This window comes from Streptomyces sp. SCA2-17 (assembly GCF_044336695.1).
Map to the genome: position 1 here is coordinate 6,868,385 of NZ_CP117521.1, position 26,779 is coordinate 6,895,163.

General features: G+C 69.4%; 2 protein-coding genes (1 of these 2 only partly in view). Both read left to right on the forward strand.

The window, feature by feature from the left end:
* Positions 1-4,006, forward strand: the 3' end of a protein-coding gene (locus tag PS271_RS30485) for a non-ribosomal peptide synthase/polyketide synthase (RefSeq protein ID WP_398386371.1). Its footprint begins 18,317 nt before the window's first position; only the last 4,006 of its 22,323 coding nucleotides appear in the window; its start codon lies off the left edge, out of view; it ends in the stop codon at positions 4,004-4,006.
* A complete protein-coding gene (locus PS271_RS30490) occupies positions 4,006-26,721 on the forward strand; it encodes a non-ribosomal peptide synthase/polyketide synthase (RefSeq protein ID WP_398386372.1) in 22,716 nt (7,571 codons plus the stop codon). The genes PS271_RS30485 and PS271_RS30490 overlap by 1 nt, the downstream gene beginning before the upstream one ends.
* Positions 26,722-26,779 lie beyond the last annotated feature (58 nt).

A 26,779-nucleotide genomic window follows, 5' to 3' on the forward strand; every position in this document is an offset into this window, starting at 1 on the left:
ACGCGTCCGCGTGCTCGACGGCTATCTGCAACCGGTGCCGCCGGGGGTGCCCGGCGAGGTCTACATCGGTGGCGTACAGGTGGCGCGTGGCTATCGTGGACGTCCTGGGCTGACCGCCGAGCGGTTCGTCGCCGATCCCTTCGCCGCCGACGGCTCGCGGCTCTACCGGACCGGGGACCTGGCGCGCTGCTCCGCGGACGGGCAGCTGGAATTCGCCGGCCGGGCCGATGACCAGGTGAAGATCCGCGGCTTCCGGATCGAGCCGGGCGAGGTCCGCGACGTCGTCGCCGGGCTGCCCGGTGTGTCGCAGGCCGCGGTGGTTGCGCGGGAGGACACGCCGGGGGCCAAGCGGCTCGTGGCGTACGTAGTGCCCGCAGGCGCCGCCGACACCGCCGGACTGCCCGGCACGGTGCGCGCTTCGGTGGCCGAGCGCCTGCCGGAACACATGGTGCCGTCCGCAGTCGTCGTCATGGCCGCGCTGCCGCTGACGGCCAACGGGAAGCTGGACCGCAAAGCCCTGCCGGAGCCCGAGCACGCGGCGGCTGCCCGCCGTGGTCCGTCCACGGTGGTCGAGGAGATCCTGTGCGACGCGTTCGCCGAGGTGCTCGGTGTGCCCTCGGTGGGCGTGGACGACGACTTCTTCGCGCTGGGTGGCCACTCGCTGCTGGCGATGTCACTGGTGGAGAGCCTGCGCTCGCGCGGGGTCCCGGTGAGCGTCAAGGCCCTGTTCACCTCGCCCACGCCGGCCGGGATCGCCGCCGTGGCCGGTGCCCCGGGCGCGCAGGTGCCGCCGAACCTGATCCCAGAGGGTGCCGACCGCATCACCCCGGACATGGTGACGCTGGCCGACCTGGCACAGGAGCAGCTGGATCTGATCTGCGAGCGGGTGGACGGCGGCGCGGCCAACATCGCTGACATCTATCCGCTGGCGCCGCTCCAGGAGGGCATGGTCTTCCACCATATGCTGGCGGACCACGCCGGCGGCCGGGACATCTATCTGGTGTCGACCTTCGCGGAATTCGACTCCCGCGAGCAGCTCGACCGCGTGCTGGCCGCGTTCCAGCAGGTGGTGGACCGGCACGACATCTACCGCACGGGCATCGTCCTTCAGGACCTGCCGGAACCGGTGCAGGTGGTATGGCGGTCGGCGACGATTCCGATCGCCGAGGCCGTGCTCGACGCCGGACCGGAGCCGGTGGCGCAGCTGCTCGCCGCGGCAGGCTCGTACATGGCCCTGGACCACGCGCCGCTGGTGCGCGCGACGGTGGCTCAGGCGCCCGACGGCTCGGGCCGCTGGCTGGCGCTGCTCCAGATGCACCATCTGTTGCAGGACCACACCGGCTGGGATCTGGTCCTGGCGGAGCTGCGGGCGATCGTGGACGGCGAGGCCGACAGGCTCGCCGAGCCGCTGCCGTTCCGGGACTTCGTGGCACACGCCCGACTGGGCGTCTCACGCGAGGAACACGAGCGCTATTTCGCCGGCCTGCTCGGTGACGTCACTGAGACCACGGCGCCGTTCGGTCTGCTGGACACGCACCGCGACGCGGCGCGGGTCGACCGCTCGCACCTGGTCCTGGGCGCTGCCCTCTCGGCCCGGGTGCGCGAACAGTCCCGGCGGTTGGGCGTCGCCCCCGCGACCGTGTTCCACCTGGCATGGGCGCGGGTGCTGGCAGCGGTGTCAGGACGCGGGGACGTCGTCTTCGGGACCGTGCTGCTGGGCCGCATGAACGGCGGAGCAGGCGCCGCCCGCGTGCCCGGGCCCTTCATGAATACGTTGCCGGTGCGGGTCCGCGTCGGCGGACCCACGGTGGCGGACGCCGTGGCCGCGATGCAGGCACAGCTGGCCGAGTTACTCGTCCATGAACACGCTTCGCTCGCGCTCGCCCAGCAGGCCGGCGGTGTAGCGGCCCCGGCTCCGCTGTTCACCTCGCTGTTCAACTTCCGTCACGGCCGCGGCCCGGTGGCGGCGCCCGGCTCCGGAAGCGCGCCGGAGGGCGTGCAGCGGCTGCGCGACAGCCAGGCCACGAACTACCCACTGGACGTCGCAGTCGACGACACCGGGGAGGCGTTCGTCATCTCGTCCAGCGTGGCGCAGGCGGACGGGTCGGCGCGGATCTGCGCGCTGATGGCGACCACGGCCGAGGGCCTCGTAGCCGCGCTGGAGGCCGAGACGCCGGTACGGCTGAGCGCGGTCAGTGTCCTCGATGCGGTTGAGCGTCTTCGGATCCTGCGGGACTGGAATGACACCGGTATGGAGACTCCGGCGCTTGTTGTGCACGAGATGGTTGCGCAGTGGGCGGTGCGCACTCCGGATGCTGTTGCGGTGGTGTGCGGGGATTCTGTGGTCTCTTATGGCGAGTTGGAGGTGCGGGCGAATCGTTTGGCGCGGTTGTTGGTGGGGCGTGGTGTGGGTGTGGGGGATGTGGTGGGGCTGTGTCTGCCGCGGGGGATCGGCATGGTGGTGGCGGTCCTGGCGGTGTGGAAGGCGGGGGCGGCGTATCTGCCGATGGATGCGGATGATCCGGTTGATCGCCTGGCCTTCGTGCTTGCCGACAGCGGTGCCGATGTTCTCGTCACCATCACCCGGACAGCGACGGCCGGCCCGCTGAGTGCTCGGGAAGTGGTGCTGCTCGACGACACCGCCACGCGGGCCGAGCTTGCCCGGACACCCGCGACTGACCCGGGCGTCCCCGTGCACCCGGACAGCCTGGCCTATGTGATTTATACGTCTGGTTCGACCGGCGCTCCGAAGGGTGTGGCGGTTACGCATGGGAATCTTGTGAATCAGCTGGGGTGGTTGGCGGCTGAGTATCCGTGTGGTGCTGGTGAGGTGATGCTGGGGCGTACGTCTTTGGCGTTCGATGCCTCGGTGTGGGAGTTGTGGCATCCGTTGGCTTCGGGTGCGGTGGTGTGTGTGGCGCCGCGGGAGGTGGTCGGGGATCTGCGGTTGCTGATGGAGTATGCGGGTCGGCATGGGGTGACCGTGGCGCAGTTCGTGCCGTCGGTGCTGGCGGAGGTGCCGGCCGGTATGGGGTGTGGGTCGTTGCGGCGGTTGTTCTGCGGTGGTGAGTTGTTGCCTGCTGTGGTGGCGGAGCGGATCGTGTCGGAGTGGGGTGTGCCGCTGGTCGATCTGTACGGTCCGACCGAGACCACGGTCCAGGTCGCCGCGGACGGCCGACCCGCCGCGAACACCCGCATCCATGTCCTCGACGAGTTCATGCAGCCGGTGCCGCCGGGCGCAATCGGCGAGGTCTACATCGGCGGTGCCCAGCTGGCACGCGGCTATCCGGGTCGTGCAGGTATGACGGCTGAGCGGTTTGTCGCCGATCCGTTCGCCGCGGACGGCTCACGGCTGTACCGGTCCGGCGACCTCGCCCGTCGGACGGCCGACGGCACATTGGTATGCGCCGGTCGCGCGGATGAGCAGGTGAAGCTCCGTGGGTTCCGGATCGAACTCGGCGAAGTACAAGCGGCGGTGGCCGGGCATCCCGCGGTGTCGCAGGCGGCTGTGGTGGTGCGTGAGGACGTTCCGGGGGACAGGCGTCTGATCGCCTATGTGGTGTCCGGTGCTGCTGGTGCTTCGGTGCGGGCGTTTGTTTCCGAGCGGTTGCCGGAGTACATGGTGCCCTCGGCGGTGGTGGCGGTGGATGCCTTGCCACGCACGGTGAACGGGAAGCTGGATCGCAAGGCCCTGCCTGCGCCCGACTACGCGTCCTGTGTCAAGGACCGCGAGCCGGCGACCCCCGCTGAGCGGGCACTGTGCGAGGTGTTCGCCGAGGTCCTCGGGCTGCGAAAGGTCGGCGTGGACGACAGCTTCTTCGCACTCGGTGGCCATTCCCTGCTCGCCACGCGGCTGGTGAGCCGTATCCGCACCGTGCTGGGCGCCGAGGTCCCGATGCGGACTGTCTTCGAGGCGCCGACCGCCGCGGGCCTGGCAGGCCGGCTCGATGAGACGACAAGAGCGCGGCCACGGCTGCGGCCCCGGACCAAGCGGGAGGACTCCTGATGATTCCGTTGTCGTTCGCACAGCAGCGGTTGTGGTTCCTGGCGCAGCTCGAAGGCCCGAGCACGACCTATGTGAACCCGGTCGCCGTGCGCCTGTCCGGTGGCGTCGACGCGGCGGCGATGCGCTCGGCGCTGCTGGACGTCCTGGAACGGCACGAGGTGCTGCGGACCGTGTTCCCGGCGGTCGACTCCGTCCCACGCCAGCGTGTACTGAAAGTGGAGGACGTCGATTTCGCCCTGCCGGCCGACACGGCATCCGAGGCCGAACTGCCCGGACTGCTTGCCGAGGCCGCCGGGCGGCCTTTCGATCTGACCGTGGAGATCCCGATCCGGGCCCACCTCTTCGAAACGGGCCCGCAGGACCACGTACTGCTGTTGGTGCTGCACCACATCGCCACCGACGGCTGGTCGATCGCGCCGCTGGCCCGCGACCTCTCGCGCGCTTACGAGGCGCGGTGCGCGGGCGTGCCTCCGGACTGGGAGCCGCTGCCGGTCCAGTACGCCGACTACACACTGTGGCAACGGGAACTGCTCGGCTCGCCGGACGACCCGGAAAGCCTGCTGTCCCAGCAACTCGCGTACTGGCGCGAGGCTCTTTCCGGAGCGCCGGAGGAGCTGGCGCTGCCGACCGACCGTTCCCGTCCCGCCGAGCCGAGTCATGTCGGCTACAGCGCGAGTCTGGAGGTGTCGGCCGCCACCTGCCAGGGGCTTGCCTCCCTGGTCCGCGAGCGCGGCGTGACCGTGTTCATGGTCGTCCAGGCCGCACTCGCGGCGCTGCTGTCCAGGCTCGGCGCGGGCGACGACATCCCGATCGGCACGCCGGTCGCCGGCCGCCTCGACGAGGCGCTGGACGACCTGGTCGGTTTCTTCGTCAATACCCTGGTCCTGCGGACGGACGTGTCCGGCGATCCGACCTTCGCCGAGCTGCTGGAGCGGGTCCGCGAGACGAGCCTGTCCGCGTATGCGCACCAGGACATGCCGTTCGAGTATCTCGTCGAGGCGTTGGCTCCGGTCCGGTCGATGTCACGGCATCCGCTGTTCCAGACCATGCTGACCATGCAGAACACCGGACGTGCCGGGCTGGAGCTGTCCGGTCTGGACGCCTCGGGCCTCGGCTCGGATGAGGGCCTGGCGAAGTTCGACCTGAACGTGACCGTGTCCGAGGTCTTCGACGCCGCCGGCGGACCCCCTCGGCTGCGCGGCTCGGTGATGGTCGCGGCGGACCTGTTCGATCCGGCCTCGGCCGAAGTGATCGCGCGGCGTCTGGCACAGGTCCTGGAAGCGGTGGTCGCGGACCCCACGATCCGGGTGCCCGACATCCCGGTGCTGGACGAGACCGAGCAGGGCCTGATTCTCCGCGACTGGAACGACACGGCCGCCGACCCGGCCGGCGGGTCGGTCACGGAAATGTTCGAGGAACAGGCGGCACGCACCCCTGATGCGGTCGGCGTCCTGGACGAGGCCTCGGCGCTGACGTATGCGGAGCTGAACGCTGCCGCGAACCAAGTGGCGCGCCACCTCCTCGCGCGTGGCGTCGGCCCCGAGTCGCCGGTCGCGCTGAGCCTGGCGCGCGGCGTGCTGCAGGTCGTGGCCGTGCTCGGCGTCTTGAAGGCCGGGGCGGCGTATGTGCCGATCGACTCCGGCCATCCGGCCGACCGCATCTCCTCGATGCTGGCCGACGCGGCTCCGGTGCTGCTCCTCACTGATCGACAGACCCTGGAGAACCTGCCTGCCTCCGCGTGTGCGGCGGTGGCGCTGGACGATCCGGACGTGGTCGCCGAACTCGCCGGGCTGGACGCCGGCAACATGCCGGTCCGGGTGTCCCCGGCACACCCGGCCTATGTGATGTACACCTCCGGCTCGACCGGAGCGCCCAAAGGGGTCGTCGTCACGCACGAGGGGCTGGCCAACTACGCCGACTGGTGCCGCCGCGCCTGTCCCGAGGTGGCCGACTCGAGCCTGCTGCACGCGACGCTGTCGTTCGACGGAGGGAACACCTGCCTGTTCGGGAGCCTGACTTCCGGCGGCCGGATCGTGGCGGCGGCCCTGGACGACCGGCTGCCGCATATCCTGGCCGGATCGCGCCTGGCCTTGCTGAAGGTGACGCCCTCGCACCTTCCACTGCTGGAGCAGCTGCCGCCGGAGGTGCTGCCGACCGGTCGCCTGATGGTCGGCGGGGAAGCACTGCCGGGTGCCGTACTCGGCCGGTGGCAGTCCAGGCTGGCCGGTGCCGCGATCGTGAACCACTACGGCCCCACCGAGGCCACGATCGCCTGCACCAGCCACGTGACCGCTGCCGCCGACGCCGCGACCGGCACGGTCCCTATCGGCCGGCCCATGCCCAACATGCGCGCCTACGTTCTGGACGGCCGGCTGCGCCCGGTGCCGGCCGGAGTGCCCGGTGAGCTCTATGTCGCCGGACCGCAGCTGGCCCGCGGATATCTCAACCGGCCCGGCCTGACCGCGACCAGGTTCGTCGCCGACCCCTTCGGCCCGGCCGGGGAGCGGCTGTACCGGACCGGAGACACGGTTCGCTGGACCGTGGACGGGAAGCTGGTGTTCGTCGGTCGCGTCGACGACCAGGTGAAGCTGCGGGGCTTCCGGATCGAACTCGGCGAAGTCCAGGCGGCGGTGGCCGCGCATCCCGAAGTCTCCCAGGCCACTGCGCTCGTTCGCGAGGACGTCCCGGGAGACAAGCGCCTGGTCGCCTACGTCGTGTCCGCAGCTGCCGACGCGGCAGCTTCCGTCCGGTCCTTCGCGGCCGACCGCCTACCGGGCTATATGGTCCCGTCGGCGGTCGTGGTGCTGGACGCGCTGCCGCTGACGGTCAACGGGAAGGTTGACCGCAAGGCCCTGCCCGCCCCGGAATACGGGGTCCGCGAAGGCCGCGGTCCGTCGACGCCCGGAGAAGAGCTGGTCTGCGCGGCGTTCGCCGAGGTGCTGGGGGTGGAGCGGGTCGGTGTCGACGACGATTTCTTCGCGCTCGGCGGGCACTCCCTGCTTGCGGTCCGGCTGCTCAGCCGGATCCGCACGGTGCTCGGCGCGGAGCTCGCACTGCGCACGGTCTTCGAGGCGCCGACTCCGGCCGGGCTGGCAGAGCGCCTGCCCATGGCCGGTGCGGTGCGGACACGTCTGGTCCGGCAGACGCGCCCGGAGCGGGTGCCGCTGTCGTTCGCGCAGCAGCGGCTGTGGTTCCTGGCGCAGCTCGAGGGGCCGAGCACCACGTACGTGAACTCGATCGCCGTGCGGCTCACCGGCGATATCGACGCCGAGGCGATGCGTGCGGCGATCGGCGACGTCCTGGCGCGCCACGAGGTGCTGCGGACGGTGTTCCCGGTCGTGGACGGCGCCCCGCATCAGCGAGTCCTGGCGGCCGAGGAAACCGGGTTCGAGCTTCCGGTGGTCGACACGACCGACACAGAGCTACGGCTTCTGATGGCCGGGGTGGCCGGTGGCGCCTTCGAACTCTCCCGCGAGATCCCCATCCGGGGCCGGCTGTTTCGCCTCGGACATCAGGACCACGTCCTCATGCTCGCGGTGCATCACATCGCTACCGACGGCTGGTCGACGGCTCCGCTGGCCAAGGACCTGTCCACGGCCTACGCAGCGCGGTCCCGCGGCAATGCTCCGGACTGGGAGCCCTCGCCGGTCCAGTACGCCGACTACGCGATCTGGCAGCGGGACCTGCTGGGTTCCGAGGACGATCCCGGGAGTCTGCTCGCGCAGCAGCTCGGGTACTGGCGTGAAGCGCTGGCCGGTGCGCCTGAGGAGCTGGACCTGCCCACCGACCGCCCCCGCCCGCCACTGCCGAGCTACCGGGGCCACACGATCGGGCTCGAGGTGCCGGCCGAGACGTACCAGGCGCTTGTCGTGATCGCGCGCGCTCGTGGTGTGACGCTGTTCATGGTGGTGCAGGCGGCGTTGGTGTCGTTGTTGTGCCGGTTGGGGGCGGGTACTGATATCCCGATCGGTACGCCGGTTGCGGGGCGTATGGACGAGGCGCTGGACGATCTGGTGGGTTTCTTCGTCAATACGCTGGTGCTGCGTACGGATGTGTCCGGTGATCCGACCTTCGTGGAGTTGCTGGAGCGGGTCCGTGAGACGAGTCTGGCGGCGTATGCGCACCAGGACGTGCCGTTCGAGTATCTGGTGGATGCTCTTTCTCCGGCTCGGTCGATGTCGCGGCATCCGTTGTTCCAGACCATGCTGACCATGCAGAACACCGGACGCTCGAGCCTGGACCTGCCGGGCCTCGAAGCCACGGGCCTCCCCGCCGGAGAGGCCGCGGCGCAGTTCGACGTGAGCGTCGCGGTATCGGAGGTCTTCGACGCCGGTGGAGCGGCGACCGGGCTGCGCTGCTCGGTGACGGTCGCGGCGGACCTGTTCGACCCCGAGTCGGCGGAAGCGCTCGGGCGACGCCTGGTACGGGTGCTGGAGGAGGTGGCTGCCGATCCGTCGATCCGGGTGCACGCCGTTCCGGTGCTCGCCGAGCCGGAGCGTGAGCGGATGGTCCGTTCGTGGAACGACACGGCGGTGGATGTCTCTGCTGTGCTGGTGCCGGAGGTGTTTGCGGGGCTGGCTGTCCGGGTTCCTGATGCTGTGGCGGTGATTGATGAGGATGTGGTGGTGACCTATGGCGAGTTGAATGCGCGGGCGAACCGGTTGGCGCATTGGTTGATTGCTCGTGGTGCTGGTCCGGAGTCCGTGGTGGGTTTCTCGCTGCCGCGGGGGGCTGGTGTGTATGTTGCGGTTCTGGGGGTGTTGAAGTCCGGGGCGGCGTTCGTGTCGATCGATCCGGATCATCCGGCGGAGCGGACGGATTACCTCCTGCGCGATGCGGCACCCCTGTGCGTACTGACAGAAGCTGATATCGCGTTGGCATGGGATGCTGCCCTGCCCGCTTCGGAGCCGGTCGTGTCGGTGTCGCCCGCGCATCCCGCATACGTCATCTACACCTCCGGTTCGACCGGTGCGCCCAAGGGCGTCGTGGTGCCGCACGCAGGATTTGCGAATCTGGCCGCGGTGGTACGGCGCCGGTACGGCCTTGCTCCCGGTCATCGTCTGGCGCAGTTCGCGTCGGCAGGTTTCGACCAGTTCTGCTCGGACTGGTCGGCGGTGCTGACGTCGGGCGCGGCACTGGTCGTGGTCCCCGCTGACCAGCGCGGCGGGGAGCTGTTCGGTGGGCTGCTGGCACGGCAGCAGGTCACGCACGCGCCGATCCCGCCCGCTGTGCTGGCGACGCTCACGACTGACACCGTACGGGCGGAGGTGGTGCTGGACGCCGGTGGTGAGGCGTTGTCGGTGGAGTTGATGGCGCGGTGGTCCGCTGATGGCCGTGTGTTGTTCAACAGTTATGGGCCGACCGAGACGACGGTGGATGCGGCGGTGTGGCGGTGTGTTCCGGGCGCGGCGCGGGTGGCGATCGGGCCGCCGATCGCGAACATGCGGGCTTATGTGCTGGACGACCGGTTGAGTCCGGTGCCGGCGGGTGTGGCGGGGGAGTTGTATGTGGCGGGGATCGGTGTGGCCCGCGGCTATCTGAACCGTCCGGGCCTGACCGCCGAGCGGTTCGTTGCCGACCCGTTCGCCGGTGATGGTTCGCGGTTCTATCGGACCGGGGATGTGGTCCGTTGGACGGCGGACGGTGTGTTGGTGTTCGCCGGTCGTGTGGATGATCAGGTGAAGATCCGGGGTTTCCGGATCGAGTTGGGGGAGGTGCAGGCGACGGTCGCTGCGCATCCCGCGGTGTCGCAGGCTGTCGTGGTGGTGCGCGAGGACAGTCCGGGGGACAGGCGGCTCGTCGCGTACATCGTCTCCGACCTCGCCGGGGCACCGGCCGACGTGCGTTCTTTCGTCGCCGGGCGTCTGCCGGATTACATGGTGCCGTCCGTGGTGGTGGTGCTGGAGGCGTTGCCGCTGACGGTGAACGGGAAGCTTGATCGCAAGGCTTTGCCTGTACCTGGATATGAGGTGTCCGGTGGTCGTGGTCCGTCTTCGGTGGTGGAGGAGGTTTTGTGTTCGGCGTTTGCTGAGGTTCTGGGTGTGCCGGGTGTTGGTGTGGATGATGATTTCTTTGCTCTTGGCGGGCATTCGTTGCTGGCTGTGTCGTTGGTGGAGAAGTTGCGGTCGCGGGGTGTGCTGGTCAGTGTGCGGGCTTTGTTTACGTCTGGGACTCCGGCGGGGGTTGCGGGGGTGGCGGGGGTTCCCCGGGTTGAGGTGCCGCCGAATCTGATTCCTGTGGGTGCTGATCGGATCAGGCCGGAGATGCTGACGCTGGTGGAGTTGTCGCAGGCGGATGTGGACCGGGTTGTGGGGAAGGTGGGTGGGGGCGCGGGGAATGTTGCGGATATTTATCCGCTGGCGCCGCTTCAGGAGGGCATGCTTTTTCATCATGTGTTGTCGGTGCATGATGGCACTGCTGATGCTTATGTTCAGCCGACGGTGGTGCGGGTGGATTCGCGTGACCGGTTGGAGGCGGTGCTTGCTGCGTTGCAGCAGGTGGTGGACCGGCATGATATTTATCGGACGGGGGTGGTGTGGGAGGGGTTGTCCGAGCCGGTGCAGGTGGTGTGGCGTCGTGCGGTGGTGCCGGTTGTTGAGGTGAGTCTGGAGTCGGGGCCGGATCTTGTCGGGCAGTTGTTGGTTGCGGCTGGTTCGAGGTTGGAGCTGGAGTGTGCTCCGCTGGTTCGGGTGACGGTGGCTGCTGATCCGGATGGTTCGGGTTCTTGGCTTGCGTTGTTGCAGATGCATCATTTGTTGCAGGATCACACGGGCTGGGATGTGGCGTTGTCCGAGGTCGGTGCGATTGTGCGGGGTGAGGGTGATGGGTTGCCTGAGCCTGTGCCTTTCCGGGAGTTTGTCGGGCATGCCCGGTTGGGTGTTCCGCGTGAGGAGCATGAGCGTTACTTCGCGGGGTTACTGGGTGATGTCACCGAGACCACCGCACCATTCGGCCTGACAGACGTCCTCCGCGACGGGTCGCAGACGCGTCAGGAACTGCTCCTCGTGGACAGCGACCTTGCGGAGCGCATCCGTGAGCGCTCGCGCCACATGGGTGTCTCACCGGCTACGCTCTTCCATCTCGCGTGGGCGCGCGTCCTCGCCGGGGTGTCAGGACGCGACGACGTCGTCTTCGGCACTGTTCTGTTCGGCCGCATGAACGCCGGATCCGGGGCCGACCGCATGCCGGGCATGTTCCTGAACACGCTCCCGGTCCGGGTCGACGTAGGGGCCGCGGACGTCGCCACCTCCGTGCCCGCGATGCAGGGGCAGCTGGCCGGCCTTCTGGCCCACGAGCACGCCCCGTTGACGCTCGCACAGCAGGCCAGTGGAGTCGCAGCACCCGCGCCGTTGTTCACCTCGCTCTTCAACTACCGCCACAGCACCAACCCCGCCGAGCGCGGACCGGGCGGCGGCCGTGACACCGGCGTTCAGCAGCTCTATGGCCGGGACGTTACCAACTACCCGCTGACGGTGTCGGTCGATGACCTGGGCACGGCCTTCGGTATCACGGTCCAGGTGATCGAGCCGGTCGAGCCGGCCCTGGTCTGCGCTCTGCTGAACACTGCCGTGGCCCAACTGGCCGACGCCCTCGACCGGGCCCCGCGGACGAGGCTCGCCGACATCGAAATCCTCGGAGGCGCAGAGCTCGACCGGCTTCAGAGCACCTGGAACGACACCGTACGGGTCCTGCCGGACGTGATCGCGCCGGTGCTGTTCGAGGCGTGGGCGTTACGGACTCCTGATGCGGTTGCGGTGATCGATGGTGATGCTGTGGTCACCTATGCGGAGCTGAACGCGCGTGCCAATCGTCTGGCGCACCATTTGATCGCGCAGGGTGTGGGCACTGAGGACGTCGTTGCCGTGCTGATGCCGCGCGGAGCCGATGCGGTGGCCGCCATGCTGGCGGCATGGAAGGCCGGCGGCGCGTATCTGCCGCTGGATCCGAGTTATCCGCAGGAGCGGATCTCCACCATTCTGGCGGAGGCCGGGCCGCGTGTGGTGTGGACCGGCGGCGCGCTTCCGCGGTCGCTGCCGGAGACGAACCCGGCTGTGGAGGTCCGGCCGGAGAACGCCGCCTATGTGATCTATACGTCTGGTTCGACGGGTGTGCCTAAGGGTGTGGCGGTTACGCATGGGAATCTTGTGAATCAGCTGGGGTGGTTGGCGGCTGAGTATCCGTGTGGTGCTGGTGAGGTGATGCTGGGGCGTACGTCTTTGGCGTTCGATGCCTCGGTGTGGGAGTTGTGGCATCCGTTGGCTTCGGGTGCGGTGGTGTGTGTGGCGCCGCGGGAGGTGGTCGGGGATCTGCGGTTGCTGATGGAGTATGCGGGCCGGCATGGGGTGACCGTGGCGCAGTTCGTGCCGTCGGTGCTGGCGGAGGTGCCGGCCGGTATGGGGTGTGGGTCGTTGCGGCGGTTGTTCTGCGGTGGTGAGTTGTTGCCTGCTGTGGTGGCGGAGCGGATCGTGTCGGAGTGGGGTGTGCCGCTGGTCGATCTGTACGGTCCGACCGAGACCACGGTCCAGGTCGCCGCGGACGGCCGGCCCGCCGCGAACACCCGCATGATCGTGCTGGACAACCGGCTCCGCCCGGTCCCGGCCGGTGTCGTCGGCGAGCTGTACGTGGCAGGAGCACAGGTGGCCCGCGGCTACCGGAACCGCCCGCACCTCACCGCCGAGCGCTTCGTGGCCGATCCACTCGCCGCCGACGGCTCGCGCATGTACCGCACGGGGGACCTCGTGCGCAGCCACGCGGACGGCCGCCTGGAGGTCGTCGGCCGCGCCGACGACCAGGTCAAGCTGCGAGGGTTCCGCATCGAGCCCGGTGAGGTCCGGGCGGCGGTGGGCGCGCATCCGCTGGTGTCGCAAGCCGCTGTCGTCGTCCGCGAGGACATCCCTGGCGAGCGACGCCTGGTCGCCTACGTCGTCGCGAGTGACTCCGCATCCGCGGGGGACCTGCCCGTCGCTGTGCGCTCCTGGACGGCCGACCGCCTCCCGCACTACATGGTGCCCTCGGCGGTGGTCGTCCTCGACGCGCTGCCGCTGACACCTCACGGAAAGCTTGATCGCAGAGCCCTGCCGGCCCCTGACTTCGCCTCCGCCGTCACCGGACGCGGTCCCTCGACCCGCACCGAGGAACTCCTGTGCGCCGCCTTCGCCCAGGTTCTCGGGCTGCCGCGGGTCGGCGCGGACGACGACTTCTTCGCCCTGGGGGGCCACTCGCTCCTCGCCGTCCGCCTGCTGAGCCGCATCCGCACGGCCCTCGACGTCGAGGTGGGCATCCGGGAAGTCTTCGACGCGCCGACCCCGGCCGCTCTCGCCTCCCGCGTGCAGCCGGCGCACACGGCGCGGACCGGTCCGGTACCGCAGCCGCGCCCGGAACGGATCCCGCTGTCGTTCGCCCAGCAGCGCCTGTGGTTCCTCGCACAGCTCGAAAGTTCCAGCACCGTGTACGTGAACCCGATCTCGGTGCGCCTGTCGGGCGAGATCGACTTCGCGGCGCTGCAGGCGGCGTTCCGCGATGTCATGGCACGCCACGAGGTGCTGCGCACGATCCTTCCGGCGGTCGACGGCGTCCCGTACCAGCGTGTGCTCACCGTCGAGGAGGCGGGGTTCGACCTCCCGCTCGTGGCCGCTTCCGAGGAGCGGATGCCCGAGCTGGTCGCCGAGATGACCGACGCGCCGTTCGACCTGTCGTCCGAGGTCCCGATCCGCGGGCAGGTGCTTCGCCTGAACGAGCAGGACCACGTGCTGGCCCTGGCCGTGCACCACGTTGCCACCGACGGCTGGTCGATGGCGCCGCTGGCTCGGGACCTCTCGCGTGCTTACGAGGCGCGGTGCGCGGGCGTGGCTCCGGACTGGGAGCCGTTGCCGGTCCAGTACGCCGACTACACACTGTGGCAACGGGAACTGCTCGGCTCCGCCGACGACCCGGACAGCGTGCTCTCGCGACAGCTCGCCTACTGGCGGGAGGCACTGGCCGGTGCTTCCGAAGAACTGGAGCTGCCGACCGACCGCCCACGCCCTGCAGTGCCGAGCCACATCGGCCACAGCGCGCGTTTCGAGGTGTCCGCTACCGTCTGCCAGGGGCTTGCCTCCCTGGTCCGCGAGCATGGCGTGACCATGTTCATGGTCGTCCAGGCCGCACTCGCGGCGCTGTTGTCGCGGCTCGGTGCGGGCGACGACATCCCTGTCGGTTCGCCGGTCGCCGGCCGGACCGACGAGGCGCTCGACGGGCTGGTCGGTTTCTTCGTCAATACGCTGGTGCTGCGCACTGACGTGTCCGGCGATCCGGCCTTCGCCGAGCTGCTGGAGCGGGTCCGCGAGGCGAGCCTGTCGGCGTTCGCCAACCAGGACGTCCCGTTCGACTACCTGGTCGAGGCGTTGTCACCCTCCCGGTCGACAGCGCGGCACCCGCTGTTCCAGGTGCGCTTGACGCTGCAGAACACCGAACGCGCCGGCCTGGAACTGGCGGGCCTGAGGCCCACCGGGACGGTGGGCGAGGAGGAGACCGCCAAGCAGGACGTGAACCTGACCGTTCGAGAGGTCTTTGACGGCGAGGGTGAGCCGGCCGGGCTGCTCGGTTCCGTGACGGTGTCGGCCGACCTGTTCGACGAGCCCTTCGCGCCGGCGTTCGCGAGCCGTCTGGCGCGCGTTCTCCGGACGGTGGCGCGGCACCCGGCCACTCGGGTCAGCGAGCTTCCGGTGCTGGACGAGGCGGAGCGGGAGCAGCTCCTGCACACCTGGAACGACACCGCGACGGCATCGGCGGCGGACGGTACTTCGGTCCTGGCACCCATCGGGGCCCGGGTTTCGCAGGGTCCCGATGCTGTGGCGGTTGTCGAGGGAGACGAGTGCCTCACCTACGCTGAACTTGACGCCCGTGCCAACCGGCTGGCGCAGTTCCTGGCCGCGCAGGGCGTAGGGGCCGAGACCGTGGTCGGGCTCTGCCTGCCGCGTGGGGCGGGGCTGCTCGTGGCGGTGCTGGCGGTGTGGAAGGCCGGCGGTGCCTATCTGCCGCTGGATCCGGAGTATCCGGCCGAGCGGCTGGCGTTCATGCTGTCCGACAGCGGTGTGGCCGTCGTCGTGGGTACCGGCGAACTGCTGGCGGACCTGCCCGCGGGACGGACCCGGCTCGTCGGCCTGGACGATCCGGGGAATGCCTTGTTGATCGATGCCATGCCGGTGACGGGACTTGACAGGCCGGTCCGGGCGGAACAACTGGCCTACGTCATGTACACCTCCGGCTCGACGGGCCGCCCGAAGGGCGTGGCGGTCGCGCACGGAGGCTTGGTGAACCTGGCGCCGGCCCAGGCTGAGCGGTTCGGGGTCGGGGCCGGAGACCGGGTGCTGCAGTTCGCGTCGGCCGGGTTCGACGCCTCGGTGTCGGAGATCGCGGTGGCCCTGTCGTCGGGTGCCGCACTAGTGGTCGGTGCCGGGCGCGAGGATTTGGCCGGACCGGGCCTGGCGGGCGTCGTCGTGCACGGCGGGGTGACCTGCGCGACCCTGCCGCCAGTGGTGCTGGCGGCATCCGACCCGGCGTCGCTCGCCGCGCTGAGAACCGTGGTGTCGGCGGGGGAGGCGCTGTCGGCGGAACAGGTGGCGCGGTGGGCTCCAGGACGCCGGTTGCTCAACGCCTATGGCCCGACGGAGTACACGGTGTGTGTCTCGATGTCGCAGCCGTTGGCGCTCGGCGATGCTGTGCACATCGGTAAGCCGAATGCGAACACGCGGGTGTATGTGCTCGATGACCGGTTGCGGCCGGTGCCGGTCGGGGTCGCGGGCGAGCTGTATGTCGCGGGCGTCCAGCTGGCTCGCGGCTACCTCGGCCGTCCGGCGTTGACGGCCGAGCGGTTCGTGGCTGATCCCTTCGGCCCGGCCGGGGAGCGGCTGTACCGGACCGGCGACATAGTCCGCTGGACCGTGGACGGGAACCTGGTGTTCGTCGGCCGCGTGGACGATCAGGTGAAGATCCGGGGTTTCCGGATCGAGCTGGGCGAGGTCCGGGCGGCGGTCCTGGCGCATCCGCGGGTGTCACAGGCTGTCGTGGTGGTGCGCGAGGACAGTCCGGGGGACAGGCGACTCGTCGCGTACATCGTGTCCGATCTCGCGGAGGCGCCGGTCGAGCTGCGCTCCTTCGTCGCCGACCGCCTGCCCGACCACATGGTTCCGTCGGCGGTCGTGGTGCTGGACGCGCTGCCGATAACGGTCCAGGGGAAGCTCGACCACGAAGCCCTGCCCGCTCCGGACTTCGCGGCGCAGGTCACCGATCGTGCCCCGGCGACGCTGGTCGAGGAGTTGCTGTGCTCGGCGTTCGCCACCGTGCTCGGCTTGGAGAGGGCGGGGGTTGACGATGACTTCTTTGCTCTCGGCGGCCATTCGTTGCTGGCGACGCGTCTGGTGAGTCGCATCCGTACGGTGCTCGGTGTCGAAATCCCGGTGCGTACGGTGTTCGAGGCCCCGACGCCGGCCGTCCTGGCTGCTCGGCTGCCGCTGGCCGGCGCGGCGCGGGGCGCACTGACCGCGCGTGAGCGCCCGGAACGGGTTCCGCTGTCGTTCGCACAACAGCGGCTGTGGTTCCTTGCACAGTTCGAAGGATCGAGCACCACCTATCTCAGTCCGGTCGCAGTGCACCTGTCCGGCCGCCTCGACACGGACGCGTTATACGAGGCGCTGCTGGACGTCATCGCTCGGCACGAGGTGCTGCGGACGGTGTTCCCGGCGGTCGACGGCATCCCGTACCAGCGGGTTCTGCCGGTCGAAGAGACGGCTTTCGAGCTGCCGGTGACCGCCGTCGCCGAGGGAGAGCTGCCTCGGCGTCTGGCCGAGGCGGCCGGCGACCCCTTTGACCTGGCAGCGGAGGTCCCGATCAGGGTACGCCTGTTCGAGGCGGGCCCCCAGGACCACGTCCTCCTGCTGTCGGTGCATCACATAGCCACCGATGGCTGGTCACTGGCGCCGCTGGCGCGTGATCTGTCGGCAGCCTACGCCGCGCGGTGCGGCGGGGAGGCCCCCGATTGGGAACCGCTGCCGGTCCAGTACGCGGATTACGCACTGTGGCAGCGGGACCTGCTGGGTTCCGAGGACGATCCCGGGAGTCTGCTCGCGCAGCAGCTCGGGTACTGGCGTGAAGCGCTGGCCGGTGCGCCTGAGGAGCTGGACCTTCCGACAGACCGCCCACGCCCTGCTCTGCCCGGCTATCGCGGACACACGGCGACGTTGGACGTGTCCGCCGAGGCATATCGGGGCCTCGCCTCATTGAGTCGCACGCATGGTGTGACGCTGTTCATGGTGGTGCAGGCGGCGTTGGTGTCGTTGTTGTGCCGGTTGGGGGCGGGTACTGATATCCCGATCGGTACGCCGGTTGCGGGGCGTATGGACGAGGCGCTGGACGATCTGGTCGGTTTCTTCGTCAATACGCTGGTGCTGCGGACGGATGTGTCCGGTGATCCGACCTTCGTGGAGTTGCTGGAGCGGGTCCGTGAGACGAGTCTGGCGGCGTACGCGCACCAGGACGTGCCGTTCGAGTATCTGGTGGATGCTCTTTCTCCGGCTCGGTCGATGTCGCGGCATCCGTTGTTCCAGACCATGCTGACCATGCAGAACACCGGACGCTCGAGCCTGGACCTGCCGGGATTGGCCGTGTCCGGGGTCGGGTCGGGCGACGCTCCGGCGCAGTTCGATGTGAGCGTGGGTGTATCCGAGATCTTCGATGATGGGGGCGCGGCCCGGGGACTGCGCTGCTCGATGACGCTCGCAGCGGACCTGTTCGACCCGGCGTCGGCCGACTTGTTGACTCAACGGCTCGTCCGTGTGCTGGAAGCGGTTGCGCTCGCCCCTTCGCTTCCCGTGCACGCCGTTCCGGTGCTCGCCGAGCCGGAGCGTGAGCGGATGGTCCGTTCGTGGAACGACACGGCGGTGGATGTCTCTGCTGTGCTGGTGCCGGAGGTGTTTGCGGGGCTGGCTGTCCGGGTTCCTGATGCTGTGGCGGTGATTGATGAGGGGGTGGTGGTGACCTATGGCGAGTTGAATGCGCGGGCGAACCGGTTGGCGCATTGGTTGATTGCTCGTGGTGCTGGTCCGGAGTCCGTGGTGGGTTTCTCGCTGCCGCGGGGGGCTGGTGTGTATGTCGCGGTTCTGGGGGTGTTGAAGTCCGGGGCGGCGTTCGTGTCGATCGATCCGGATCATCCTGCGGAGCGGACGGATTACCTCCTGCGCGATGCGGCACCCCTGTGCGTACTGACGACATCGGATCTTGCGGAAGTTCCGAGTGACGCCACGCTGCCCACAACGGATCCGGCAGTCGCTGTCCTCCCCGAGCATCCCGCCTACGTCGTCTACACATCAGGATCGACGGGCACACCGAAGGGGGTGGTGGTGCCGCACGCAGGGTTCGCCAATCTGGCCGCGGTGGTGCGGCGCCGGTACGGCCTTGCTCCCGGTCATCGTCTGGCGCAGTTCGCGTCGGCAGGTTTCGACCAGTTCTGCTCGGACTGGTCGGCGGTGCTGACGTCGGGCGCGGCACTGGTCGTGGTCCCGGCCGACCGGCGGGGCAGTGAGCTGTTCGCCGAGGTGTTGGCGGCGCGGCAGGTGACGCATGCGGCGATGCCGCCGTCGGTGCTGGCGACGCTGTCACCGAGGGCGGTGCGTCCGTCGGTGCAGATCGACGCCGGTGGTGAGGCGTTGTCGGTGGAGTTGATGGCGCGGTGGTCCGCTGATGGCCGTGTGTTGTTCAACAGTTATGGGCCGACCGAGACGACGGTGGATGCGGCGGTGTGGCGGTGTGTTCCGGGCGCGGCGCGGGTGGCGATCGGGCCGCCGATCGCGAACATGCGGGCTTATGTGCTGGACGACCGGTTGAGTCCGGTGCCGGCGGGTGTGGCGGGGGAGTTGTATGTGGCGGGGATCGGTGTGGCCCGCGGCTATCTGAACCGTCCGGGCCTGACCGCCGAGCGGTTCGTTGCCGACCCGTTCGCCGGTGATGGTTCGCGGTTCTATCGGACCGGGGATGTGGTCCGTTGGACGGCGGACGGTGTGTTGGTGTTCGCCGGTCGTGTGGATGATCAGGTGAAGATCCGGGGTTTCCGGATCGAGTTGGGGGAGGTGCAGTCGGCGGTCGCTGCGCATCCCGCGGTGTCGCAGGCTGTCGTGGTGGTGCGTGAGGATGCTCCGGGAGACAGGCGGCTCGTCGCCTACGTGGTGTCCGAGGACGTTGATGCCGGTGCGTCGGTGCGGGCGTTTGTGTCGGAGCGTCTGCCGGATTACATGGTGCCGTCCGTGGTGGTGCTGGAGGCGTTGCCGCTGACGGTGAACGGGAAGCTTGATCGCAAGGCTTTGCCCGTACCCGGGTACGAGGCGTCCGGCGGTCGTGGTCCGTCCACACTCGAGGAGGAGTTGCTGTGCTCGGCGTTCGCCACCGTGCTCGGCTTGGAGGGGGTAGGGGTCGACGATGACTTCTTTGCTCTCGGCGGCCATTCGTTGCTGGCGACGCGTCTGGTGAGTCGCATCCGTACGGTGCTCGGTGTCGAAGTCCCGGTGCGTACGGTGTTCGAGGCCCCGACGCCGGCCGTCCTGGCTGCTCGGCTGCCGCTGGCCGGCGCGGCGCGGGGCGCACTGACCGCGCGTGAGCGCCCGGAACGGGTTCCGCTGTCGTTCGCGCAACAGCGACTGTGGCTCCTGGCACAGATGGAGGGACCGAGTACCACCTACCTGAGCCCCGCCGCGGTCCGGCTCTCCGGTGAGATTGACGCGGATGCGTTGCGGGTAGCGCTCGGCGACGTCCTGGAACGGCACGAGGTCCTACGGACCGTGTTCCCGGTGATCGACGGTGTCCCTTTCCAGCGGACGCTCACGACCCACGACATCGCGTTCGACCTGCCCGTGGTGTCGACGACCGAGGAGCGGCTTCCGGCGCTGATCGTCGGCGCGACCGACCGGGTCTTCGACCTCTCGACCGAGATCCCGATCAGGGCGCACCTCTTCGAGGTGGCACAGCAGGACCACGTGCTCCTGCTCATCGTGCACCACATCGCGATCGACGGCTGGTCCATGGCACCTCTGGCGCGCGACATATCCACGGCATACGCTGCACGATCCGGCGGTGTCGCTCCCGACTGGGAACCGCTCCCGGTCCAGTATGCGGACTACGCGCTGTGGCAGCGGGAAGTGCTCGGCTCGGACGACGACCCCGACAGTCTGCTCTCCGAGCAACTCGCCTACTGGCGCGACGCCCTGGCCGGGGCACGGGAAGAACTGGAACTGCCGACGGACCGGCCCCGACCGGCGGAGCCCACTCATCGAGGACACACGGCGTCACTCGCCGTTCCGGCCGAGACCCATCAGAACCTCAAGGCCCTGGCGCGCGCTCGTGGTGTGACGCTGTTCATGGTGGTGCAGGCGGCGTTGGTGTCGTTGTTGTGCCGGTTGGGGGCGGGTACTGATATCCCGATCGGTACGCCGGTTGCGGGGCGTATGGACGAGGCGCTGGACGATCTGGTCGGTTTCTTCGTCAATACGCTGGTGCTGCGTACGGATGTGTCCGGTGATCCGACCTTCGTGGAGTTGCTGGAGCGGGTCCGTGAGACGAGTCTGGCGGCGTACGCGCACCAGGACATGCCGTTCGAATACCTGGTCGAGGCTCTCGCCCCGACCCGCTCGATGGCCCGGCACCCCCTGTTCCAGACCATGCTCAGCATGCAGAACACGGAACGCGTGGACCTCGACGTGCCGAGCCTGAACGCCTCGGGCATCGGCGTCGGCGGGGCTCCCGCCAAGTTCGACCTGAACGTGACCGTGTCCGAGGTGTTCGACGCGGACGGGACCGCGGTCGGCCTCGCCGGCGGCATCACGGTGGCGGCGGACCTGTTCGACCGGGCGTCGGCGGACCTGCTGGCCCAGCGCCTCGTCCGTGTCCTCACCGCGGTCTGTGCGGACCCCACACTTCCGGTGAGCGCGATGCCCGTGCCCGACGAGATCGAGCGCGAGGTGATCCTGTACTCGTGGAACGACACCAGGGCGCAAGTGTCCGACGGACTGGTCGTGGACCTGTTTGAGCGGCAGGCCACGCAGCATCCTGAGGCGGTCGCCGTCGTCGACGGAGCATCGTCCCTGTCGTACGGGGAGCTGAACGCGGCGGCGAACCGGCTGGCCCGGTTCCTGCTCGCGCGCGGTGTGGGCGCTGAGGACCTCGTCGGACTGAGCCTGCCGGGTGGGGTCACACAGGTGGTGGCCCTGCTCGGGGTACTCAAGGCCGGCGCTGTGTATGTCCCCGTCGACCCCGGTTACCCGGCCGAGCGCATCTCGTACATGCTTGCCGACGCGGACCCCGCCCTGCTGCTCACCGATCAGGGAACGCGGCCCGGCCTGCCCGACACCGCCATCGCCACTGTCGTCCTCGACGACCCGGAGACGATGGCGGAACTGGCAGCCATGGCCACCGGCGACCTCGCGGTCCCGATCTCCGCGATGCATCCCGCCTACGTCATCTACACTTCCGGCTCGACCGGTGCCCCCAAGGGCGTGGTGGTCACGCACGAAGGCTTGGCGAACTACGCGGGCTGGAGCCGTCGCGCGTACCCGGAGATCGCCGATTCCAGCCTGCTGCACGCCTCGCTGTCCTTCGATGCCGGCGTGACCGGTCTGTTCGGCGGCCTGACCTCGGGCGGCAGGATCGTCGCGGCTCCCCTGGACGAGACACTGCCACGGTTGCTGGCCGGGTCGCGGCTCGCGTTCCTGAAGCTGACCCCGTCGCACCTGCCGGTACTGGAGCAGCTTCCGCCCGAGGTGCTGCCCACCGGCCGTCTGATGATCGGTGGCGAGGCCCTGTCCGGCGCGGTGCTCGGCCGGTGGCGCTCGCGACTGCCGGGCGTGGAGATCGTGAACCACTACGGCCCGACCGAGACCACGGTGGGCTGCACCGACCACCAGGCCGGCCCGGCCGACGCCGGCTCCGGCGCCGTTCCGATCGGGCGCCCCATGGCGAACATGCGCGCCTATGTGCTGGACGAGAGGCTGCGGCCGGTCGCGACGGGCGTGCCCGGCGAGCTCTACATCGCCGGGCCGCAGCTGGCGCGCGGGTACCTCGGCCGCCCCGGTCTGACGTCGGAGCGGTTCGTCGCGGACCCGTTCGGCCCGAAGGGGAGCAGGCTGTACCGGACCGGGGATGTGGTCCGTTGGGCGGCGGGCGGTGTGTTGGTGTTCGCCGGTCGTGTGGATGATCAGGTGAAGATCCGGGGTTTCCGGATCGAGTTGGGGGAGGTGCAGTCGGCGGTCGCTGCGCATCCGCGGGTGTCGCAGGCTGTCGTGGTGGTGCGCGAGGATGCTCCGGGGGACAGGCGGCTCGTCGCCTACGTGGTGTCCGAGGACGTTGATGCCGGTGCGTCGGTGCGGGCGTTCGTGTCGGAGCGTCTGCCGGATTACATGGTGCCGTCCGTGGTGGTGGTTGTGGAGGCGTTGCCGCTGACGGTGAACGGGAAGCTTGATCGTGAGGCTTTGCCTGTACCCGGGTACGAGGTGTCCGGTGGTCGTGGTCCGTCTTCGGTGGTGGAGGAGGTTTTGTGTTCGGCGTTTGCTGAGGTTCTGGGTGTGCCGGGTGTTGGTGTGGATGATGATTTCTTTGCTCTTGGCGGGCATTCGTTGCTGGCTGTGTCGTTGGTGGAGAAGTTGCGGTCGCGGGGTGTGCTGGTCAGTGTGCGGGCTTTGTTTACGTCTGGGACTCCGGCGGGTGTTGCGGGGGTGGCGGGGGTTCCCCGGGTTGAGGTGCCGCCGAATCTGATCCCTGTGGGTGCTGATCGGATCAGGCCGGAGATGCTGACGCTGGTGGAGTTGTCGCAGGCGGATGTGGACCGGATTGTGGGGAAGGTGGGTGGGGGCGCGGGGAATGTTGCGGATATTTATCCGCTGGCGCCGCTTCAGGAGGGCATGCTTTTTCATCATGTGTTGTCGGTGCATGACGGTACTGCTGATGCTTATGTTCAGCCGACGGTGGTGCGGGTGGATTCGCGTGACCGGTTGGAGGCGGTGCTTGCTGCGTTGCAGCAGGTGGTGGACCGGCATGATATTTATCGGACGGGGGTGGTGTGGGAGGGGTTGTCCGAGCCGGTGCAGGTGGTGTGGCGTCGTGCGGTGGTGCCGGTTGTTGAGGTGAGTCTGGAGTCGGGGCCGGATCTTGTCGGGCAGTTGTTGGTTGCGGCTGGTTCGAGGTTGGAGCTGGAGTGTGCTCCGCTGGTTCGGGTGACGGTGGCTGCTGATCCGGATGGTTCGGGTTCTTGGCTTGCGTTGTTGCAGATGCATCATTTGTTGCAGGATCACACGGGCTGGGATGTGGCGTTGTCCGAGGTCGGTGCGATTGTGCGGGGTGAGGGTGATGGGTTGCCTGAGCCTGTTCCTTTCCGGGAGTTTGTCGGGCATGCCCGGCTGGGTGTTCCGCGTGAGGAGCATGAGCGTTACTTCGCGGGGTTACTGGGTGATGTCACCGAGACCACCGCACCATTCGGCCTGACAGACGTCCTCCGCGACGGGTCGGGCATCAGCCACTCCCATCTGGCCCTGTCCGACGTCCTGGCGCAGCGCCTTCGTGACCAGGCCCGTTCCCGCGGCGTGTCACCGGCTACGCTCTTCCATCTCGCGTGGGCGCGCGTCCTCGCCGGGGTGTCAGGACGCGACGACGTCGTCTTCGGCACCGTTCTGTTCGGCCGCATGAACGCCGGATCCGGGGCCGACCGCATGCCGGGCATGTTCCTGAACACGCTCCCGGTCCGGGCCCGGATCGGCGCGGAAGCCGTGGCCGATGCGGTGACGGCGATGCAGGGGCAGCTCGCCGACCTCCTGGCCCACGAGCACGCCCCGTTGACCCTCGCACAGCAGGCCAGTGGAGTCGCAGCACCCGCGCCGCTGTTCACCTCGCTCTTCAACTACCGCCACAGCGAGGCCCCGCAACCCCGGGAAGCAGAGGCACACGGGCCCTCCGGCGTCCGGCAGCTCTACTCCCAGGACGCCTCCAACTACCCGCTGACGGTGTCGGTCGACGACCTGGGCACGGCCTTCGGTATCACGGTCCACGCGGCCGGTCCGGTCGACCCGGCCTACGTCGGCTTCCTGATGAGCAACGCGGCCCGTGACCTGGTCGACGCGCTCGAGCACGATCCGGACACACCGTTCGCTGACGTCAAGGTCCTGGACGATGCCGAACACGACCGGCTGCTGCATGCCTGGAACGACACCGCACTGGAGGTGGCGCCGACCACCGCGCCGGCGATGTTCGCCGACCGCGCGGCCCGGATTCCCGACGCCTTGGCGCTGATCGACGGAGACGACGCGCTCACCTACGCCGGCCTGGACGTCCGCGCAAACCGGCTGGCGAACCTGTTGGCCGCGCGGGGGGTCGGCCCGGAGACACTGGTGGCGCTGTACCTGCCGCGCGGTACGGACCTCTACACCGCGGTCCTGGGGATCTGGAAGACCGGTGCGGCGTACCTTCCGCTCGACCCCGACTACCCCGCCGAGCGGACCGCGTTCCTCATCGCCGATGCCGCTCCCGCCGTGGTACTGGCGGCCCGGGCCACCGTGACCGGCCTGCCGGTCGATGCCGGCACTGTCCTCGTGCTCGACGACCCGGCGACCGGCGCCGAGATCGCCGCGTCCCGGACACAGCCACCACGGCCCGCGCTCCATCCGGCCCACCCGGCCTATGTGATCTACACGTCGGGCTCGACCGGACGGCCGAAGGGCGTCGTGGTGCCGCACGGTGCGTTGGCGCACTTCGCAGCTTCGCAGACGCGCCGGTTCGGACTCGGCGCCGACGACCGCGTGCTGCAGTTCGCCTCGATCGGCTTCGACGTCTCGGTCTCGGACATGACGACGGCCTGGTATTCCGGCGCTGCCCTGGTGGTGGCCGCGGGCCGGGCGGACCTGGTCGGCGCCGGCCTGGCCGAGCTGGTCGCGCGGACCGGAGTGACCTACGCCGAACTGCCGCCGGCGGCGCTGGCGGCGCTTGATCCGGGCTCGCTGCCCACGGTGTTGACGCTGGTCTCCGGCGGCGAAGCGCTTCCCGCGGAGCAGGTGGCCAGGTGGGCGCCGGGACGTCGGCTGATCAACGCCTATGGCCCGAGCGAGACCACCTCGACGGCGTCGATGACCGGAACCCTGGCCCCCGAAGAGCCCCCGCACCTGGGCTCCCCACTGGACAACACCCGCCTGTTCGTGCTCGACGACCGGCTGTGCCCGGTACCCACAGGGGCAACGGGCGAGCTGTACGTCGACGGTGCCTTGCTGGCCCGCGGCTACCTCGACCGCCCCGGGCTCACCGCGGAACGGTTCGTGGCGGATCCCTTCGCGGCCGACGGCTCACGGATGTACCGGACCGGGGACCTCGTGTCGCGGACGGCGGACGGGCACCTGGTGTTCCTCGGCCGCGCCGACGACCAAGTGAAGATCCGCGGCTTCCGCATCGAGCTCGGTGAGGTGGAGGCGGCGCTCACCGCGCATCCAGCGGTGTCGCAGGCCACTGCCGTGGTCCGGGAGGACGCTCCCGGGGACAAGCGACTGGTCGCCTATGTCGTGACGCGCGGCGACACGGACGCCGGCGCCGTACTGCCGACCGGCCTGCGCGCGTTCCTGGCCGAACGCCTGCCCGGCCACATGGTCCCCGCGGCGGTTGTCGTCCTCGACGCCCTTCCGCTGACCGTCCACGGCAAAACGGATCGCCGGGCCCTGCCGGCGCCCGTGTTCTCTCCGGCATCCGGCCAGGACGCCGAGACCCGCGTCGAAGAAGTGCTCTGCGCGGCGTTCGCCGACGTCCTGGGTCTGGCCCGCGTGGGTGTTCAGGACAGCTTCTTCGAGCTCGGGGGGCACTCGATGCTCGCGGTGGCGCTCGTGGAGAGGCTGCGTGGCTGGGGCGTCCGGCTCGCGCTGCGCACCCTCTACGAAGCCCCGACACCGGCGGCGCTCGTCGAGCGGCTGGCGATGCCGGCCCTGAAGGACGCGCTCGGCGTGCTCCTGCCCATCCGGACCGGCGGAACCGAAGCGCCGTTCTTCTGCGTCCACCCTGCGGGTGGTATGAGCTGGGGCTACATGCCGCTGGCGCGGATCGTCCCCGAGGGGCGGCCGCTGTACGGCCTGCAGGACCCCGGCCTGGATCCCGACGGCGGGCTCGTAGACTCCGTCCGCGAGATGGCTTGCGCGTACGTGCGGCAGCTCAAATCTGTCCAGGAATCAGGCCCCTACCACATTCTGGGGTGGTCGTTCGGCGGAGTCGTCGTCCACGAGATGGCGGTGCAGCTCCGGGCCGCAGGGAACCAGGTGGTTCTGGTCGTCATGGACACCTACCCAAGGCCGCAGGAGACGGCCGACGGCACACCGGAAACGCAGGAGGAGGCGGATCGCCGGCAGGCCCTCGCCCGGGAGCACGCGCGGGCCGCACGCGATCGCGCCCTGCCGGTGCTCCACGACGACGAGGTCGAAGTGATGGCCCGGGTCCTGGCGAACAACCAACGGATCCTCGCTGCCCATGAGTTCCCTGAGTTCGACGGTGACATGCTGCTCGTCACCTCGACCCGGGACAAAGCCGGGGGCGCGGAGCCGGTTGCGGCCTGGAGGCCGTACGTCGCTGGGGAGATCGCCGATGTCCGCCTGGACTGCACCCACGCCGAGATGATGACGCCGGCGCGGCTGGCGCAGTCGTGGGAGGCGATCGAGAACTGGCTGCAGGGTGGAGCGTGACGGATTCGCCACGGCGAGCCCGGCCCTCTTGCCCGGCCGGGCTGCGCCACGCGGGACG

What these genes read in the sequence shown, in the direction of transcription:
- PS271_RS30490 (WP_398386372.1), top strand. Translation starts at nt 4,006, where the DNA reads ATGATTCCGTTGTCGTTCGCACAGCAGCGGTTGTGGTTCCTGGCGCAG.